General features: G+C 68.1%; 13 protein-coding genes and 1 tRNA gene. 9 read left to right on the top strand and 5 right to left on the bottom strand.

Going from position 1 to position 17,591, the window contains the following annotated elements:
- Positions 1-51: 51 nt before the first annotated feature.
- Both FBT69_05565 and FBT69_05560 read left to right on the top strand, forming a co-directional pair.
- Positions 52-2,226 (top strand): HlyD family efflux transporter periplasmic adaptor subunit, encoded by a 2,175-nt coding sequence (locus tag FBT69_05565; protein ID MDL1904270.1) that lies wholly within the window; start codon positions 52-54, stop codon positions 2,224-2,226.
- 22 nt (positions 2,227-2,248) lie between these two features.
- The gene (locus FBT69_05560; protein MDL1904269.1) at positions 2,249-4,243 is read left to right on the top strand and encodes a hypothetical protein; all 1,995 of its coding nucleotides are present in this window, start codon (positions 2,249-2,251) and stop codon (positions 4,241-4,243) included.
- 67 nt (positions 4,244-4,310) lie between these two features.
- Here FBT69_05560 and FBT69_05555 read toward each other — a convergent pair.
- The 3 genes from FBT69_05555 to FBT69_05545 all read right to left on the bottom strand — a co-directional run bounded on the left by FBT69_05555 (position 4,311) and on the right by FBT69_05545 (position 6,905).
- Positions 4,311-4,383: transfer RNA gene (locus FBT69_05555), tRNA-Thr, on the bottom strand.
- 216 nt (positions 4,384-4,599) lie between these two features.
- On the bottom strand, positions 4,600-5,922 hold the full coding sequence (locus FBT69_05550) for a hypothetical protein (protein ID MDL1904268.1): 1,323 nt from the start codon (positions 5,920-5,922) through the stop codon (positions 4,600-4,602).
- Between the two features lie 29 nt (positions 5,923-5,951).
- The gene (locus tag FBT69_05545) at positions 5,952-6,905 is read right to left on the bottom strand and encodes a DUF1559 domain-containing protein (GenBank protein ID MDL1904267.1); all 954 of its coding nucleotides are present in this window, start codon (positions 6,903-6,905) and stop codon (positions 5,952-5,954) included.
- A 302-nt stretch (positions 6,906-7,207) separates the two neighbouring features.
- Here FBT69_05545 and FBT69_05540 point away from each other — a divergent pair, with 302 nt between their 5' ends.
- Positions 7,208-7,828: a PEP-CTERM sorting domain-containing protein gene (locus tag FBT69_05540; GenBank protein MDL1904266.1), complete on the top strand. Its 621-nt coding sequence runs from the start codon at positions 7,208-7,210 to the stop codon at positions 7,826-7,828.
- Between the two features lie 64 nt (positions 7,829-7,892).
- On the opposite strand, the gene hflX is transcribed toward FBT69_05540, so the two are convergent.
- Positions 7,893-9,296, bottom strand: coding sequence for a GTPase HflX (hflX, locus tag FBT69_05535; GenBank protein ID MDL1904265.1), 1,404 nt, complete (start codon positions 9,294-9,296; stop codon positions 7,893-7,895).
- 61 nt (positions 9,297-9,357) lie between these two features.
- Between hflX and FBT69_05530 the strand changes: the two genes are divergently transcribed.
- From FBT69_05530 to FBT69_05515, 4 genes are all read left to right on the top strand, one after another.
- Entirely contained in the window at positions 9,358-10,983 is a 1,626-nt protein-coding gene (locus tag FBT69_05530) for a S41 family peptidase (GenBank protein ID MDL1904264.1), read from the top strand.
- Between the two features lie 65 nt (positions 10,984-11,048).
- Complete coding sequence (tsaD, locus tag FBT69_05525; protein MDL1904263.1) at positions 11,049-12,113, top strand: tRNA (adenosine(37)-N6)-threonylcarbamoyltransferase complex transferase subunit TsaD; 1,065 nt, start codon at positions 11,049-11,051, stop codon at positions 12,111-12,113.
- 15 nt (positions 12,114-12,128) lie between these two features.
- Entirely contained in the window at positions 12,129-12,923 is a 795-nt protein-coding gene (locus tag FBT69_05520; protein MDL1904262.1) for a zinc-dependent peptidase, read from the top strand.
- A gap of 18 nt (positions 12,924-12,941) precedes the next feature.
- Positions 12,942-13,484: a peptide chain release factor-like protein gene (locus FBT69_05515; protein ID MDL1904261.1), complete on the top strand. Its 543-nt coding sequence runs from the start codon at positions 12,942-12,944 to the stop codon at positions 13,482-13,484.
- Between the two features lie 79 nt (positions 13,485-13,563).
- Here FBT69_05515 and FBT69_05510 read toward each other — a convergent pair whose 3' ends face one another.
- Entirely contained in the window at positions 13,564-14,325 is a 762-nt protein-coding gene (locus tag FBT69_05510; GenBank protein MDL1904260.1) for a hypothetical protein, read from the bottom strand.
- Positions 14,326-14,964: 639 nt separating this feature from the next.
- Here FBT69_05510 and FBT69_05505 point away from each other — a divergent pair.
- Both FBT69_05505 and FBT69_05500 read left to right on the top strand, forming a co-directional pair.
- Positions 14,965-15,819 carry a PEP-CTERM sorting domain-containing protein gene (locus FBT69_05505; protein ID MDL1904259.1) on the top strand — a complete coding sequence of 285 codons (855 nt, stop codon included), beginning with the start codon at positions 14,965-14,967 and terminating at the stop codon, positions 15,817-15,819.
- Between the two features lie 264 nt (positions 15,820-16,083).
- Positions 16,084-17,565 (top strand): tetratricopeptide repeat protein, encoded by a 1,482-nt coding sequence (locus FBT69_05500; protein MDL1904258.1) that lies wholly within the window; start codon positions 16,084-16,086, stop codon positions 17,563-17,565.
- Positions 17,566-17,591 lie beyond the last annotated feature (26 nt).

Here is a 17,591-nt window from a genome sequence, read left to right as displayed (position 1 = left end):
ATCTCATGTGTTCCGGCTCCGCTTGACCGCTCGGCATTTTGAGGCATCCCCTTGAGCGAACGCCCGACATTCTCCCCCTTCTGGCACCGCGTGCGGGCGATGAAGCCCCGGCTGCGGCCGCACGTGCAGATCACGCGCCAGCACTACCGCGGTCGGCGCTGGCACGTCGTGCGCGACCCCTCCAGCAACCAGTTCTATCGGCTGAATCCGATCGCGCATGAGTTCGTCGGCCTGTTCGACGGCTCACGCACCGTGGAGGAGATCTGGCAGGCGTGCCTCGAACGCCACGGCGACGCCGCGCCGACCCAGGGCGAGGTGATCCAGCTCATCAGCCAGTTGTACAACTCGAACCTGCTGGCCGCGGACGTGACCCCCGAGACGGAGCAGCTCCTGCGGCGCGGGCGCAAGCGGCTCGGGCAGAAGGCGGCCCAGCAGGCGATCGGCATCATGTACTTCCGCATCCGGGTCTTCAACCCGGACCGTTACCTCGCATGGATCGAGCCGATCCTGCGGCCGGTGCTGAACAAGTGGGGCTTCTTCGCGTGGCTGGCCTTCGTGCTGTTCGCGCTCGTGCAGCTCGCACCGCACTGGGAAGCCCTGCTCGGACAGGCGGAAGACGTCTACCGCGACCCGACGCTGTGGCCTTGGCTCGTCGTCGTGTTCATCGTGACGAAGGCGATTCACGAGACGGGGCACGGCGTCATCTGCAAGCGGTTCGGCGGGCAGGTGCCGGAGTTCGGCTTCATGCTGCTCGTCCTCTTCCCGGCACCCTACGTCGATGCCTCGGCCGCCTGGTCCTTCGCCAGCAAGTGGAAGCGAATCGCGGTCGGCGCGGGGGGGATGATCTTCGAGTTGTTCGTGGCGTCGATCGCTGCGCTCGTATGGCTGAATACACAGCCCGGCTCGTTGGTGCATCAGATCGCGTACAACGCCATCTTCACGGCGTCGGTGTCCACCATCCTCTTCAACGCCAACCCGCTCATGCGCTTCGACGGCTACTTCATTCTCGCCGACCTGCTCGAGGTGCCCAACCTCATGCAGCGGTCGATGAACCAGCTCAAACACTTCTTCAAGACCCGCGTCTACAGGATGAAGAACGAGACGCCCCCGAGCAGCCAGCGCGGCGAGACGGCCATCCTCTACACCTACGGCATCCTCGCGCTCGCCTACCGCATCTTCCTGTTCTTCTCGATCACGCTCTACGTGATGGGCAAACTCTTCGCCATCGGGCTGGTGCTGGCGATCTGGACGGCGGGCATGTGGTTCATCCTGCCCGTCGGCAAGTTCGTCCACTGGCTGGCGAGCCACCCGTCGCTCGCCGACTTCCGGCCGCGGGCGATCGCGACCAGCCTGGCGATGATCGCCGTCGGTCTCGGTGCGGTCGGCCTTGTGCCCATGCCCGACCACAGGCGCGCTACGGGCGTCGTCGAGAGCGAGGCATCCACCGGCGTCTTCTTCGGTGCCGACGGGTTCGTCGAGGAGGCGCACGTCCGCATCGGCGACGCGGTCCGCGCCGGCGAACCGATCGTCACGCTCCGCAGCGATGAGTTGCGGGCACGCCTCGCCATCGTCACGGCCCGGATCGCCGAGATGGAGAGCATCGAGCAGCAGGCGATGGGCAGAGGCAGCACGGCAACGGCCCAGGTCGCGCGCCAGCGCATCGACACGCTCGGCGGGCAGGCCGATTACCTGCGGAAAGAGATCGAAAAACTCATCGTTCGCGCGCCCCACGACGGCCGCGTCGTCTCGGCGGACCCGGCGGCGCTCGTCGGCTCGTTCGCAAAGCGCGGCGAGCCGGTCTGCCGTGTCGTTGACGAATCGCGCGTTCGCGTGACCGCCTTGCTCAAGCAGCAGGACGCCGACTGGCACTATGCGCTCGGGCAGGAGCGTTACCGCGTCGAGGTGCGGTTCCTCTCGCGTGCAGGCGACACGGTGCCCGGGCGCGTCGTCAAGGTTTTGGAGGCGGGGCAGACCCGCCTGCCGCACCCGTCGCTCGGGTACGGCGGCGGAGGCTCGGTCGCGACCGCCAAGGACGACAACACGGGGCTTGTCGCGACAAACCCGCAGTTCGTGATGCACGTCGAGCCGCTGCCCGCGCAGGCCGGGCAGTGGACGGGGATGCCCGGTGAGCGGGTGCGGCTGCGGTTCACGCTGCCACGCACCCCGCTCGCGTGGCAGTGGATCGACCGCCTGCACAAACTGGTGCAGGGCAAGGTGAACGTGTGAAGACAGAATGACGAAGTGACCCATGTCCCAGGCAGTCACGCGATATCACGCATTGTTCGAGGCCGTTCGTTCGCGGAGGCGTCGGCCCGAGGTCCACAAGGGCCTCGACGGACTGGCCGTGCGCGCGGGCGTGAAGGCCCGACAGTTGCGCGTTCGGCGCGCATGGTTCATCCGGCAGGCCGAGCTGATCGATGACCTCGCGCCGCCGATCCGTGCGCTCTCAGAAGCGGCTCTCGAGGACAACATCCGTGAAGCGCGCGAGCGGTTCGTACGCGGACGGGCCGATGATGCGCTGGTGCGGCGCGGCATGGCGCTGGTGCGTGAGGCCGCACGCCGCGAAACGGGGGAGGAGGCGTTCGTCGTGCAGTTGATGGGCGCGCTCGCCCTCTATCACGGGCGCGTCATCGAGATGCTCACGGGCGAGGGCAAGACGCTGACCGGCTCCATCGCGGCTCCGCTCATCGCGTGGCGACGCAGACACCTGCACGTTTTCACCGTGAACGACTACCTCGCGCGACGCGACGCGGAGAGCCGGCGGCCGGTCTACCGCCGCTGCGGCCTGGACGTCGGCGCGATCCAGCAGGAGATGGACTCCGCCGCGCGGTTCGACGTCTACGCCCGCGCGATCGTCTACGGCACGCCGAAGCAGATCACCGCCGACTATCTGCGCGACCAGATCCGCCTGGGCGAACTGAACAGCGCGTGGGCCGGTCGGCAGCGATTGATGCTCTCGGGCGATGCGGGCGGGCCGCTGGTGCCCGGGCTGCAGGCCGCGCTGGTGGACGAGGCGGACGCGGTGCTGATCGATGAGGGCGTTGTTCCGCTCATCATCGCGCGAAGCCGGCGTGAGGACGATATGTCCGAGGTCTACCAGCAGGCCGCCGCGATGGCCGCGAAACTCGACGAAGGGCCGGACTACAAGATCGACTATCTCCGCAGGCGCGCCGAACTCAAGAGTCGCGGCGAGCACCGCCTGTCGCAGATGTTCCAGGGGCTGGACCAGCCGATCTGGCGGGCGACGCGCCGCGCGGAGGAACTCGTCCGGCAGGCGCTCGTTGCACGCCACTGCTACCGCCACGGGCAGCACTACCACGTCGTCGACGGCCGGGTCGTCATCGTGGACGAGTACACAGGCCGGTTCCTCCCGGACCGGTCCTGGGAGCACGGCCTGCACCAGGCGGTGGAGGCGAAGGAAGGGTTGACCGTCACCGCCGACCGCGAGACGCTCGCCCGCATGAGTTTCCAGCGGTTCTTCCGCAGCTACCCGTTCCTCTGCGGTATGACGGGCACCGCCGCCGACGCGACCGGCGAGATCGAGCACGTCTACTCGCTGCCCGTCGTCGTCGTGCCGACGAACAGGCCGGTCATCCGTGAGCAGTGGCCGCGGCGCATCTTCCGCACGGCGCAGGCGAAGTGGTCGGCGATCGTCGAATCGATCGAAGCCGTACACGAAGCGGGCCGGCCGATTCTCGTCGGCACACGGTCGATCGCGGCGAGCGAACTGCTCAGCGAACGGCTGACGCAGCGCGGCCTGCCGCACGTCGTCCTCAACGCCCTGCACGACAAGGAAGAGGCAGAGCTGATCGCACACGCCGGGCGCGGCGCGACCAACGAATCACCCGCGCCGATCACCGTCGCCACGAACATGGCCGGCCGCGGCACGGACATCGTGCTCGAACCCGCCGCTCGCGCCGCAGGCGGGCTCCACGTCCTGCTCACCGAGATGCACGCCGCGAAGCGCATCGACCGCCAGTTCATCGGGCGCGCCGGCCGGCAGGGCGACCCCGGCTCGGCCCAGGTCTTTTGCTCGCTCGAAGACGAACTCGTGATCCAACACGCCCGCGACCTCGCGCCCGTGCTGCTCCGGCGCACCCAGGCGGAAGAACTCTCGCACATCCGCTCAGCACACGCCTTGATGCGCCTCGCGCAGCGCCGCGGCGAGGCGTTCGCCCGCCGCAACCGCGCGGCCGTGCTGCGGCAGGACGACTGGATGGACCAGTACCTCCCGGGCCGGTGAGAGTCGGCTGGCGGCGATCGGACGCGGCGCACCAAGCCTCTGCCACCCATCCCAAGCCTCAGCAAAGAGCCACCTCGGGGACTCGAACCCCGGACCTGCGCTTTACGAAAGCGCCGCTCTACCGACTGAGCTAAGGTGGCGGTCGGGCGACGGAGGCCGCCGCGGAGAGGAAGTATCCGGGCCTCGGGGTCGATTGTCCAGTCAGGGCGTCGTGGGGATCGGTTCGAGGGTGTGGCAGATCCGGGCTTGTGAAACAAACGCCCCTGGCGGCAGCACTAGGGGCGAGTGTGGGATCACCGGCGGCGGTTGGCAGGCGGCTTGAGCGCGCGTGGGGGCACTGATGGCTGCAGCGGCGCTCAGCACCCGCCGACGAAGGCGTTCAGGAAGGTCAGCACGTCGATCGTGTTGACGGTGCCGGTGCCGTCCACATCGGCGCAGGGATCGCCGGCGGTGTAGGCGTTGAGGAAGCCGATGAAGTCGAGGGTGTTCACGACGCCGTCGGCATTCCAGTCGGCGATGCAGATGAGGGCGAGCACTGCCGCGACATCGGCTTGCGTTACCCATTCGGCGTTCGTGAAGCCGGCACCGTCGTTCACATCCATGTGCATGAGGGCGTGGACACTGTTGAAATCGCGGCCCTGCCACTTCCAGCCGGTGTATTCGAAGTCGTCTGAGGGATCGTTTTTCGTGCCGTTGTCGTGGACCATGAGCGTCTGGTCGTCGAGCGTTGCGCCCAGGAGCGACACGGCGAGGCAGTGATCGAGCCGGTCGGCTGCGCCGTCGAAGTTGATGTCGCCGATGACGTAGCGGAACTGAGCGACACCGGCCTTGTCGTTGAAACGGCCGGGAGTGAGCCCGAAGCCGGTGAGATCGACGCCCGTGGGTCCGTTGACGCGGGCCGAGTCGAAGAGCATGTCGGGGACCGAGACCACGTCGCCGTGCACCCATTCCTCGTCGGCGCGCCGGGGCTGCGGGCCTGGGTTGGTGTCGCGGTAGGCGAGCCGGACGATCGCGTCGGGGTTGTAGCCGGGCGTCTCGGAGATCTCGTCCTGGCTGCTGCGGACGTACTCCTTGCCGGCGTTGTGCGACCAGGCGATATCGTCGACCATCTGGTACGGCTCGAGCCTGCGGCCCCACGGCTGGTAGGGCGGGCCGAAGTCGATGCGGCTGTCCCAGTTCTCGTCGGGATCGACATCCTTGCGCCATGAAGTGCCGTAAGGCTGGTCCGCGGGTCTGCGGCGGAGAAGTACGTAGGTCGAGGAATCGTCGTTGGCGAGCTTGCCGGGGGTGTCCGTCGTGGGGACGTGCGTGGCGATGAAGCCTGCGATCGCGGTTTCGGGAGCGACGAGGTCGGGGATGAAACTGAACCCGCCGGTATCGTTGTAGAGCACGAAGAGTCCGTTGGAGCCGATGCTGTATCCGTCGAGGGCGAAGCACTCGTCGATCTCGGAAGGTCGGTCGGGGATGCCGTTGCCGTTGAGGTCCGCACCGCCCTTGAGCAGGGCGATGACGTACCCGTCGAGGCTGGCGCCGGGGTAGCCGTAGAGTTCGATGTATTCCCAGTACTCATCCACGCTGCCCGGAGGATTCTCGAACACCTCGTTGATGACGACCTGGGCTTGGGCAGCACCGCCCATGAAGGCCAGGACGAGTGCCGCGGGAACGCGAGTTCTGAGCATGTGATCCTCTCCTCTGGTTTGGTGGTGACTCAGCGGTATCTGCCCGAGGAGAGAATCCCCCCGAACACCCTGCCTTCGAGATCCGGGTATGTGTACTCGCCGCCTTGCAGCCTGCCCCCGAACTCCTTGTCGCCGTTGATGTCGCGGAAGGAATCGACGTGCCCGTCGGCGAAGGCGAAGTTGCCGATGACGCGATCGTGTCCCTTCTTTGAGATGCTCATCGCGCCCTTGCCGTGTGCGGGTCCGAAGTCGGTGTAGTTCTGCCAGGCGAACCACTTCGTTGCGGGATCGATGACTGGCCCGTCGGTCATCTGCTTGACGGCGGGATACTTCTGGCCCTTGTAGGTGATCTGGTCGTTTCCCGAGAGCGTGTCGGTTCTGGCGTCGGCCATGAGTGGGACGGCATCGGGAGGCGCCATCACCATGTACCGATCGTTCAGCGGGCCGACGCAGTCCTTGGGGTTCTTCGTGTCGGGAAACGGCACGCCTTCTCCGCCGCGCGGGTATCGCAGCTCGGTGAGGCCCATGTACCAGGACTGCGTGTAGTTGGTGTTGAAGCCGCGCTGGATCAGCAGGTCGCGCTCCTCTTCGGTGAACGGCTTGAACGGCTTGTCGTTCAGCCGTTCCATGATGAGGTTCTGGCTGAACTTCGCGGGCAGGCTGGGGCAGAGCATCTCGCCCGGCCTGCCGTACTCGCCGTTCACCATGTCCGCGACCCAACCGGCCTCGTCGGCAGGTCCGTAGCCCCGGTTCGTGCGGTTGTCCCAGGGGCCTGAGCCGTACGTTCCCTTCCAGGAGCCCGCGTACGAGGTGAACGCAACGCCGATCTGGCGCAGGTTGCTCGCGCACACGGCCTGACGCGCCACCTCGCGCGCCTGCCCGAGCGCCGGCAGGAGCAGGCCGATCAGTAGCGCGATGATCGCGATGACGACGAGCAGTTCGATGAGCGTGAAGCCCGAACGGGAAGGCTGCGTGTACGCCATGAACCGTGTCCCCTCGAACGGCAGCGCGAGCGACGATGCCCACGCGGCATGTGTCGAAAGTATGGACGTGCGAGCGTTGTCCCGGATCAAGGCGGCGCAAAGACTCGGCTAAGACTCCGGGTGCGTGAGCGTCGAGCACGCGGGGTCCGCGCTTTTTGTCAGGACCTTAGCGGAACGCCAATCCGTGCGAAACGAACCCCGTTCTACGCTGCGTCACTGCCACGGGTACGCGACGGGCCCGCGCGGGTCGGCGGGTCGGTGGCGACCGCAGTTCAGCATGGGAGCAAAGAGAGATGACGAAGATGAAGATGATGGCGACCGTTCTCGCGGCCGGCATCGCCTCCGCGGCCTGCGCCAGCAACGTCCGCATCACTGAGTGGATGTACTCCGGTAATCTCGGCGAGTTCGTCGAGTTCACCAACATCGGCAATGTTCCCGTCGATATGACGGGATGGTCCTACGACGACGACAGCCGCCTGCCCGGCGTGTTTGACCTTTCGGGCGCGGGCACCCTGATGCCGGGGGAGAGCTTCATCATCACCGAGGTCTCTCCCGCGGCGTTCATCGCCGATTGGGGCCTCTCCGGCGTCACTGTTCTCGGGCCTTACACCAATAACCTCGGGCGCAACGACGAGATCAATCTCTACGACTCCGGCGGCAACCTCGTGGACCGCTTCACCTACGGCGATCAGGCCTTCCCAGGCACCATCCGCACCCAGACGATCAGCGGCAACCCGAACTCGAACGCCGCTCTCGGCGCCAACGACGTCTACCAGTGGTCGCTCTCGTTCATCGGCGATGTGCAGGGGTCGTGGTTCTCGGCAGGCGGCGACCTCGGCAATCCGGGAACTTACATCCCGGCTCCCGCGTCGATCGCTCTGCTGGGCCTCGGGCTGGCGTCCGCCGCTCGCCGCCGTCGCTGATCGCGTGCCGAGATCCTGCGCGTGGTCACTCAGCCAGCGCCGCCCGTTCGTGTGGGCGGCGTTGTCATGCGCGGCGCAAGTCAAGGGCATCGGCGATCCGCACGCCTGGGGCGGCAGCCCGGAGGCGGACGAGTTGCCGCTCGCCGAGGCGCGCGCGGAGCGTGACCTCCGAGTCGTTGTACGACCGGTCCAGCACGCGCCCCTCGGTCTCGACGAGGTGCACGGCCCGCGCGTCCGTGCTCGGCAGCGTGACGAGCACTTCGCGCTCCCCCCCCCGTGCCGCGAGGGCAACCGCCGAGGCGAGTTCGTCCGCACCGAGGCGCGGCCTGCCGTCTGGGCCGGGCAGGGCGCAGAGCGCGATTGCACCGGGCCGCTTGCGTTGCCAGACGAGCGGCTCGGAGTTGTCGCGCAGGCGGTCGGCCTTGTTGAGGAGCAGCAGCCGCTGGGGTGCACGCCACTGAGTGTTTCCGTCGCGTTCCTCGTGGCGACGCACCTCCGCGAAGAGGTCGTCCAGCGTCCGCTCGACGACGCCGAGTTGGTGCTCCGCCGCGGGATCGGAGACGTCCAGCACGATGAGCAGGAGGTCCGCGTGCGTCGCCTCTTCGAGCGTGGCCCGGAACGAAGCGATGAGGTTGTGCGGCAGGTCGCGGACGAACCCGACCGTGTCCGAGAGCATCACCCGCAGGCCGCCCTCGACCGCCCATTCGCGGGTGCGCGTCATCAGGGTGGCGAAGAGGCGGTCGTCCGCGTACGCTCCGCCCGCGGTGAGCGTGTTGAAGAGCGTGCTCTTGCCGGCGTTCGTGTAGCCGACCAGTCCGACGGTGAAGTGCTCTTCGTTGCGCTTGCGCACGGCGCGGCGTTTGCGTCCCTGGATTTCGTCCAGTTCGCGCTGCAGGGCGAGGCGCCGTCGCTGCACGAGTCGGCGGTCGATCTCCAGCTGCTGCTCGCCGGGGCCGCGTGTGCCCACGCCGCCGATCCCGCCGCGTCCGACGATGCGTTCGAGGTGGTCCCACATGGCGCGCAGTCGGGGGTAGGTGTACTCCAGCTGCGCCAGTTCGACCTGGAGCCGGGCTTCGTGCGTGGTAGCGCGGGCGGCGAAGATGTCGAGGATGAGTTCGGAGCGGTCGATGACCTTGCGCTCGACTTCCTGCTCGATGTTGGCGATCTGTCGCGGAGAGAGATCGTGGTCGAAGATGACGGTGGTCGCTCCGAGGCGCTCGCACAGCCCCTTGAGTTCGCGCACCTTGCCCGTGCCCATGTAGGTGCCCGGGATGGGCCGGTCGAGGCTCTGGCTCATCTCGCCCACGACGACCGCGCCGGCCTGCTCGGCGAGGGCACGCAGTTCGCCGAACGGGTCGGCCCGGTCGTAGCGCGACTCAGGCAGCCGGACCGCCGCCAGCACGGCACGCTCCGCCTGCACGCCGAGCGACGTTCTTTCCCGTGGTTCCGGCACGGGCAAGTTTAGCACGCGCCGCGCCGCTCACGACCGTAGAATCACGCGCCCGCCGCGGCATCGAAGGGAGTACGCCGTGCCAAAGGTTCGCGTGTTCGTGCAGGTCGCGCTGGTCGCCATTCTCGGCGTCGCCGTGCTCGGCTCGACGCTCCGCATCGCCCAGATGGGCGGCGACTACGAGTTCTTCGACCCGCTCATCGATGTCAAGCACATCCTGACCACCCGCTACGTCGAGCCGGTGGACGCCGCGACGCTGCAGCGGGCCGCCATCGACGGCATGATCGAGTCGCTCAATGACCCATTCACGGTCTACGTCCCGCCGCGCGACGTGCGCGAGTTCGAGAAGGCCCTGACAGGCGAGTACGTCGGCATCGGGGCGCAGGTCATCGTCCGCGACGGCTGGCTCACGATCGTCACGCCGCTCGAAGGCTCGCCCGCCTTCCGGGCAGGCCTCATGCCCGACGACCGCATCGTCGAGATCAACGGCGAGTCCACCTTCGGCAAGACCGCCCAGGACAGTGTCGACGTCCTGACCGGACAGCCCGGCACGTCGGTCGAGTTGACCGTTGAACGCGCGGGCGAGCGCTTCGGCGTCACCGTCGTCCGCGACCAGATCAAGACACTCCCCGTCAAGGGCTTCCATCGACGCGGCGCGGAGGGCGAGTGGCAGCACCTCATCGACCCCGACCGCGGCATCGTGTACGTCTGGCTCACGCAGTTCAATCCCGGTTGCGCACGCACGATCGGAGAGGTGCTGCTGCAGCACGGCGCGGAACGCGGTGAACTGGGCGGCCTCGTCCTTGACCTGCGATGGAACCCCGGCGGCGTTCTCGGCGAAGCGATCGCTCTCGCGGACATGTTCCTCAAGGAAGGCGTCATCGTGTCGACACGCGGCAGGGCGCACCCGGAGGAGGTCGCCACCGCGCGCGCCCAGGGCACGCTGCCCGATTTTCCCGTCATCATCCTGCTCAACGAGGCGAGCGCATCCGCCAGCGAGGTGCTCGCGGGAGCGCTCCAGGAGAACGGCCGTGCCGTCGTGCTCGGCACACGCTCGGTGGGCAAGGGCAGCGTGCAGTCGGTCATCACCCTGCCGAACGGAAATGGCGCGCAACTCAAGATCACGGAGCAGGGCTACTACCTGCCCTCCGGGCGAAGCCTGCAACGAACCGACACCTCCGTCGAGTGGGGCGTCGATCCGACGCCGGGCTTCTACATGCCGCTCTCGACGGAGCAGGTGTCCGACCTGCTCCGCGTGCGCCGCGAGGAAGACGTCATCCGCGCCAACGGCGAGGGCGATTGGTCCGATCCCGCCACGATCGTGGACCGTCTGCGCGATCCGCAACTCGCCGCAGCGTTGCGTGCCGTGCAGGCACGGATCGACACCGGCGAGTGGGAGCGGACCGGCCAGCCCGGCCCGGAGCGCGAGGCGATCGCGCTCGACGAACTCCGCCGCATCCAGCGGACGCGCGACGTGATGCTCCGCGAACTCGGCCGACTCGAAAGGCGCATCGCTGCGATCGAGACCGGTGTGCCCGACGCCGCCGCTCGTGCCCAGCGCGATCTCTGGCCCGACGACGTCGAACTCACGGGCGGTACGCTCGAACTCTTCGACCCCGAGGGCAACCGTGTCGTCCGCATGCGGATCACGGCCGACGATCTCGAACGCTGGCTGCTCGACGCCCCCCTCGAACCCGCCGAATGACTCACCCTCCCGTTCTTCCCGCTCTCGCTGGTGCCCGGTGCCCAGCGCCCGATGACTGACCCGTCATGCTGCTGCTCGGCCTGGAAACATCGTGCGATGAGACCGCCGCCGCGATCGTCGAGGACGGCACGCGCGTCCGGTCGAGCGTGGTCGCCTCGCAGCACGACCTGCACGCGGAGTACGCGGGCGTCGTGCCGGAGATCGCGAGCCGTGCGCACGTCGAGCGCATCACGCCCGTGGTTCGCGCCGCGCTGCGCGAGGCGGGCGTCGCGCTCGCCGACCTCGACGCGGTGGCCGTCGGATATCGCCCCGGCCTGATCGGATCGCTCGTCGTGGGGGTGGCCGCGGCCAAGGCGCTCGCCTGGTCGCTCCGCGTCCCGCTTGTCGGCGTGGATCACGTTCACGCGCACCTGTACGCCGGCCTGCTGCACGAGGGGAACGCGGCAGGCGGCGACACGCACGCTCTGTTCCCGGCGATCGGACTCGTCGTCTCCGGCGGGCACACCTCCATCTATTCGATTGAGTCTCCGGTCGCGCTCGCGCGCCTCGGCGCGACCATTGACGACGCCCTCGGCGAAGCCTTCGACAAGGCCGCCACGATCCTCGGCCTGCCCTACCCGGGCGGGCCGGCGATCGACGCTCTCGCACGCACGCCCGGCGCGAACGATCACGCCCACGACTTCCCGATCGCACGCCTCGCCCGCGATTCCCTCGACTTCTCGTTCTCCGGCCTGAAGACCGCGCTCCTCTACGCCGTGCGCGGCGTGCCCGGCCCGGGCGGGCGGGTGACTCCGCCCGTTCTCACCGAGCGCGACCGCGCGGACCTGGCGGCGTCGTTCCAGCGGGCGGCGTGCGAAGCGGTCGTGCTGAAACTCCGGCGCGCCCTCGCCGGTCTGCGAGTGCGCGGGCCTTGCCGATCGCTGCTCACCGGCGGCGGCGTGACCGCCAACACGCGCCTTCGGGCCGAGCTGGCCTCGTTCGCGGCCGGCGAGGGGCTGGAACTGCGACTGCCGCCCGCGCGGTTCTGCCTCGACAACGCCGCGATGATCGCCGGGCTGGGTCATGCCCTGCTCGCCGCGGGCGTGCGGCACGGCCTCGACCTGTCCGCGGTACCGACAACGTCGCATTGACCGGAGAGTCATCGCATGGTTGCCCGTTCACTGCTCCTTCTGGCCGCGCTGACGTTCTCGTCCGTCACGCCCAACCCGCTGGCGGCACAACCCCAGCGCACGGGCGGGTGCCACGAGTCCATCGATAACTACGAGGCCCGTTCAATCCGGGGCTTCAGCGTGATGGTCAACCGTGCGTTGCTGACCGACGACACGCTCGTGCGAGACACGCTTGTCAGTCTCGAGCACGACCTGTCGATGGTGGAACGATCGGTCGCGTTGCCGCAACTCGCGTTCCTGCGCACGGTCACGGTCTGGGTCGAGGCCCAGGGCGCGGCCGTCCCGGGCGGCATGAGCGGGCGGGGCATGTGCTACCACCCCTCGCCGCAGTGGCTCGCGGCCCACGGCCTGCTCCGTGAGAAGGCCGGCGGCATCGAGGTCGTGAACGCTCGGGACTTTCTCGAGTGGCGGCGGAACCAGCCGTTCATGACGCTCCACGAGTTCGCGCACGCCTACCACCACGCGCTCGGCTACGACCACCCGGATGTCCGCGCGGCCTACGAAAGCGCGATGGCCGAGGGCCTGTACGAGGCGGTCGCCCACAACCTCGCGGCGGACGGATCGCCCGCGCGTGCCTACGCCGCGAACAACCCGCAGGAGTACTTCGCCGAACTGACAGAGGCGTACTTCGGGCTCAACGACTACTTCCCGTTCACACGCCCGCAACTCCGTCGGCATGACCCGCGGGGCTTCGCGCTGGTCGAGCGTCTCTGGACGATGACCGAGGCGGACCTGGCGCGCGCCCGCGCGGCACGTGCCGATCCGGACTGACCTTTCACGGTGCGCCATATGCCGGAACCACCGTCGAAGCCGCGAGTTTCGCACCATCCGGCATCCCTTGACCCGGATGTTCTGCTGCGACAGTGCTCGCTCGGGCGAGGGCGCAGCAGCGGACCTGGCGGGCAGCACCGCAACAGAGTCCAGACCCTCGTGATCCTGACCCACACGCCCACGGGGCTGTCAGCGCAGGCGTCGGAACGCCGCAGTGCGGAGGAGAACCGGCGCGTGGCGTTGCGGAGGTTGCGTCTGATCCTGGCCACGGAGCACCGCGCCGCGGTGCCGCGCGGGGAGTGCCGCACCGCGCTCTGGCTCTCGCGCTGCGGCACGGACGGTCGCATCGCGTGCAACTCGCGGCACCCTGACTACCCGGCCATGCTCGCCGAGGCGCTCGACGTCGTGGAGGCGTGCGGCCTGGACGTGAAGCAGGCGGCCGTTCGGCTCGGATGCACGCCGACGCAGATCGTCCGGCTCGTCGCGGCGCATCCTCCCGCGCTCGAACGCCTGAACCGGTCGCGACAAGCGCGGGGCATGCGCGCTCTCCGACATGAATAACAACACGAACCCGCCGGGTCGGGCGGGTTCGTGCGTACTCGGAGAGGGACGCCCCGTCCTCGGTCTGCCGGAGTCGTCGTCAGCGACGGCGACGAGCGGCGAGCAGCCCGCCCAGCCCGACGAGGGCGAGCGAGCCTGGCGCCGGGATCGTGTAGAGACGCATGTGGAACTGCGCGAAGGGGTTCCCGCCGAAGAAGAAGGTGCCCGCGTACGTGCCGGAGCCTTGCGGCCCGCCGTCGTAGCGGTCGAAGGCGTCCTCCTGCCCGTGACCGCCGGTCGAGATCAGCGGTCCCATGCTGGTGGCGTTGCCGCGGTTGGCCATGTTGTAGGAGTACTCGAAGTCCTGGCCGGGGATGGAATCCTTGTCCGGTCCGTTCATGATGAACGCCGAGGATCCCAGGTTCACGTCAACGATCCAGGCCTGAACGCCGCCGGTGTTTGAGCCGGGCAGGCCCGTGAGGAGGAACGCGGCCACCTGGTTCGAGACGTCGTTGAACCCGTTGCCGTTCTCGTAGAATCGGACCTCGATGTCCACGGGCACGGTGCTGTTGGTCGCGTAGCCGATCTGGAACCCGTCCACCGTGTTCAGCACGAGATTGCCTGCGGGAACATCGCCCCAGTCCACGACCCATTGGGTGCTGACGCGGTTCGAGAAGAACCCGGTCTGGTTCGTGCTGTCCCACGCGATCTGGTGGGTGCGGTGGCCCCCGCCGCCGACTTTGACCTTGCCGGTCGTCAGGTTGTACTTGGCGTAGTTGACCACGGAGACCGGCTCCGCGATGTCAGCCATCGCCATGCTTCCCGTCAGCGCGAGCGCGCTGACCACGACGAGACTCCTCATGTCTCAATCTCCTTCCGCGCTCCGGTGACTCGCGCTCCGGCGACCCCCGCGCGACGCACCGTCGCGCTCCAGAGGGGTGCCTCGGCCGACGCCCGCTGGGTGTCGGGGCCTCGGACATGCCCGCGCATCCATCGAAACGCACAAACTCCTCAGAACGAGGGGGATTGCCCGTTCGTTCATGGGGCAATATCCCTGCTTTGAAGGCGCGAATCAAGGGGAATCCGCCGGATTTGCTCGGGACACGATCGTTCGGAGTATGCACAGTGGACGGCACCTGAACTCGGGGATCGACGCCGCAGTTGTGTCGATGGGGGGACCTGGAGAACCCGCCGATCGTTCGTCGGGCTGTGCCGAGCCAGGGACTGGGCATCGGATGCGAGAATGGGGTGTTGAGTTCGTGCCGTGTGCGGATCGACGGGCTGGGCCGGTACTCCTGTCTCGCACTGCCGGATGGCCGCAGCCGAAGGCTTGATTCCCCCCGAACGGCGGGCGTGCAGGAAAAAGTGTTTTTGGAACGAACCGGGCTTGACACGGGGATCGGGCATCCGGTACTTTCGTCCGGTGAGTACCGCTCGGTTTGTGGCGGATTGAGAGAGACTGACAGTCGGAGAGAGATAAGTCGATCTTTGCCCGTGGTGCATGCGCCAGCCTCCACGCGAGGCTCCAGCGGTTGTTGAGGCGACTTCGTTCGCCGCAGGCGCTGGGATGCTGGCGACTTGGTTCGGAGACAGACTGCCTCGGACGCGTTGTCGGGGGCATCACCCCATGCGGGTGGTTCGTGTGGATTCGTATAGGAGTGACGAGACAATGAGAAATGTGACTCGCAGCGCACAGTGCCTCTTCGGCGGCACGATCCTCTCGGCGGGACTCGCTGCCCCCGCTTCGGCGCAGCTCTTCAACATCGACCAGAACCCCGGCGGCTGGGCCGCGGCCAAGGCCGGCCTCATCCTCGAGGGCTGCTCTGACTTCACCAAGGACGCCAGCTACCCGCTCATTGGCATCAAGGGGCCGGTGACCAGCGCGGGCAACGGACCGGTCAGCCCCGGCACCGTCTACGCCACGCACTCGTTCAACACCGTGAACGCGGCGAACTACTTCTACAACATCGCCACCCTCGGGCCGCACTACGGCTTCGGCAACCCGCACAACGCCCTCCTGGCGAACTACTTCGTCGACGCGTTCCGCATGGACTTCTCCGGCGCGGGCGTGCAGGCCGTTGAGTTCAACGCTCTCACCGTCGTCGGCGGCGCGTCCGTCAACATCACGGTCTATGACTCCAACGGCTCCACCGCCTACAACAACGTGAACGTCGGCGGCGCGTTCGGCGCGAACCTCGGCGTCCTCGGCAACGGGATCACCCGCATCGACATCTTCGACGCCGGCGGCGGCGCGGAAGGCGTCCAGCGGAAGGTCTGCACCTACCTCGTGCCCGCCCCGAGCAGCGCGGCGCTCCTGGCCCTCGGCGGCCTGGTCGCCACCCGTCGCCGTCGCTGACGGCACGGCACGCCGGCGGACTCCCGCTCCCGGCTTGCGCCGCGGGTGAGAGAATCGCAGGCGTGAACAACACACGCTCAAGCCCGACCCGGTGAAAGCCGGGTCGGGTTGTTTCCACAACCCCCGTCGCGCCCGGCACGCGCGCGTGCCCGCGTCTACGATTCGCCCGCGGGCGCTCGGACCGGCGCACCGCACTCTTATCCCGGGCGCCGGCCGCATCGCGTGTGCGGCGCGCCCGCAGGCAACGGCGAGTCGGGCAGGACGATGATCATCCAGGGCCAATCCCAGCGCATCCACGCCATCCGTCAGGCCGTCAATGCCCAGCAGTGGGTGATCGCCGAGGAACTGCTCCAAGAGGCCGTGCAGCGGGGGAGGCCCGACGCGGAGATGCTTTATTACATGGGCATCGTCCACGAGGTGCGGTTCGAAATCGACGCCGCCCTGGAGTACGGCGAACGCTCGATGCGGCTGCTCCCGAACCCGGGCGCCGCGCTCCTGATCGCCCGCGCTCACCGCCTGCGCGGCGAGACGGACGAGGCGGTGCGGATGTGCGATCGCGCCCTCGAACTCGCCCCCGGCAACGTGCTGGCCCTGGCGACGAAGGCCGGCTCGCTCGAGGAGGCGGGCCGGTACGACGAGTCGCTCGCCGTCGTGGAGCCGCTGCTCGAGCGAGCGAAGCAGCAGGACCGCCAGGCCGAGGCGCCCATCCTGGCCGAGTGGGCCAAGCTCCTCATCCAGCAGAAGCGTTACGAGGAGGCGATCGGCGTCATCGACGACCTGATCGCCAACCACCAGCCCGACGAGCGGCGTCGGTGCGGCCTGCTCTACACCCGGGCCAAGGCCTGCGACAAGGCGAAGGACTACGAGGGCGCGTTCCGCTCGGCGGAGGAAGCGAACAGGTTCGAGGCCCTCCCCTTCGACCCCGAGGTCTACCGCGAGCAGGTGACGGCCCTGATGACGCACTGGTCGCGCGAGAAGATGGCGAAGTTCCCCATCAGTTCCTGCGCCAGCGAGGTGCCGGTCTTTGTCGCCGGGATGCCCCGCAGCGGCACCAGCCTCATCGACCAGATCATCGACGCCCACCCCCGGGCGGCGGGCGTGGGTGAGCTCGACACCATCGACCGCTTCGCCATCGAGCTTGCCGCCGCGTGGAACCCGGACCTCGAGCCGCCCGAGAGTTTCGGCCCGTTCAACAGCCGCAGGTGGACGCAGGTCGCGGAGAGGTACGTCCGCGAGGTGCGCAGGCTCGCGCCGACGGCCGAGCGCATCGTGAACAAGTCGCTGGGGAACAACCGGCTGGTCGGGCTGATCGCGCGGCTCTTCCCGAGGACGCGCATCATCCACGCCATCCGCGACCCGCGCGACGTGGCCGTCAGCTGCTTCATGGGCGGGTTCAACAACCGGATGCACCCGTGGACGACGCGGATCGACTGGGTCGTCGCCGCGTGGGAGCAGTCGATGCGCATGATGGAGCACTGGAAGTCGTCGCTGGACGTGCCGATCCTCGACGTGCACTACGAGCGGCTCGTGAACGACCCCGAGACCGAGTTCCCGCGCATCATCGAGTTCCTGGGCCTGGAGTGGGACGACGCCTGCAACGAGTTCCACAAGAGCCGACGCACCGTCCGCACGCTCTCGTACGACCAGGTGAACCGCCCGCTCTACACCACCTCGGCCGGGCGCAACCAGCACTACGCGAAGTTCCTCGAGGGCGTGAAGTTCCCCGCCTACGACCCGTACGCGTGACGGGCCGCGACCGTGGGGGAGCGGTC

It is taken from the genome of Synechococcales cyanobacterium CNB, assembly GCA_030263455.1.
Classification (GTDB): Bacteria; Planctomycetota; Phycisphaerae; order Phycisphaerales; family UBA1924; genus CAADGN01.
The sequence above is the reverse complement of the archived record's forward strand: the minus strand, read 5'-3'. Positions and strand labels throughout refer to the sequence as shown.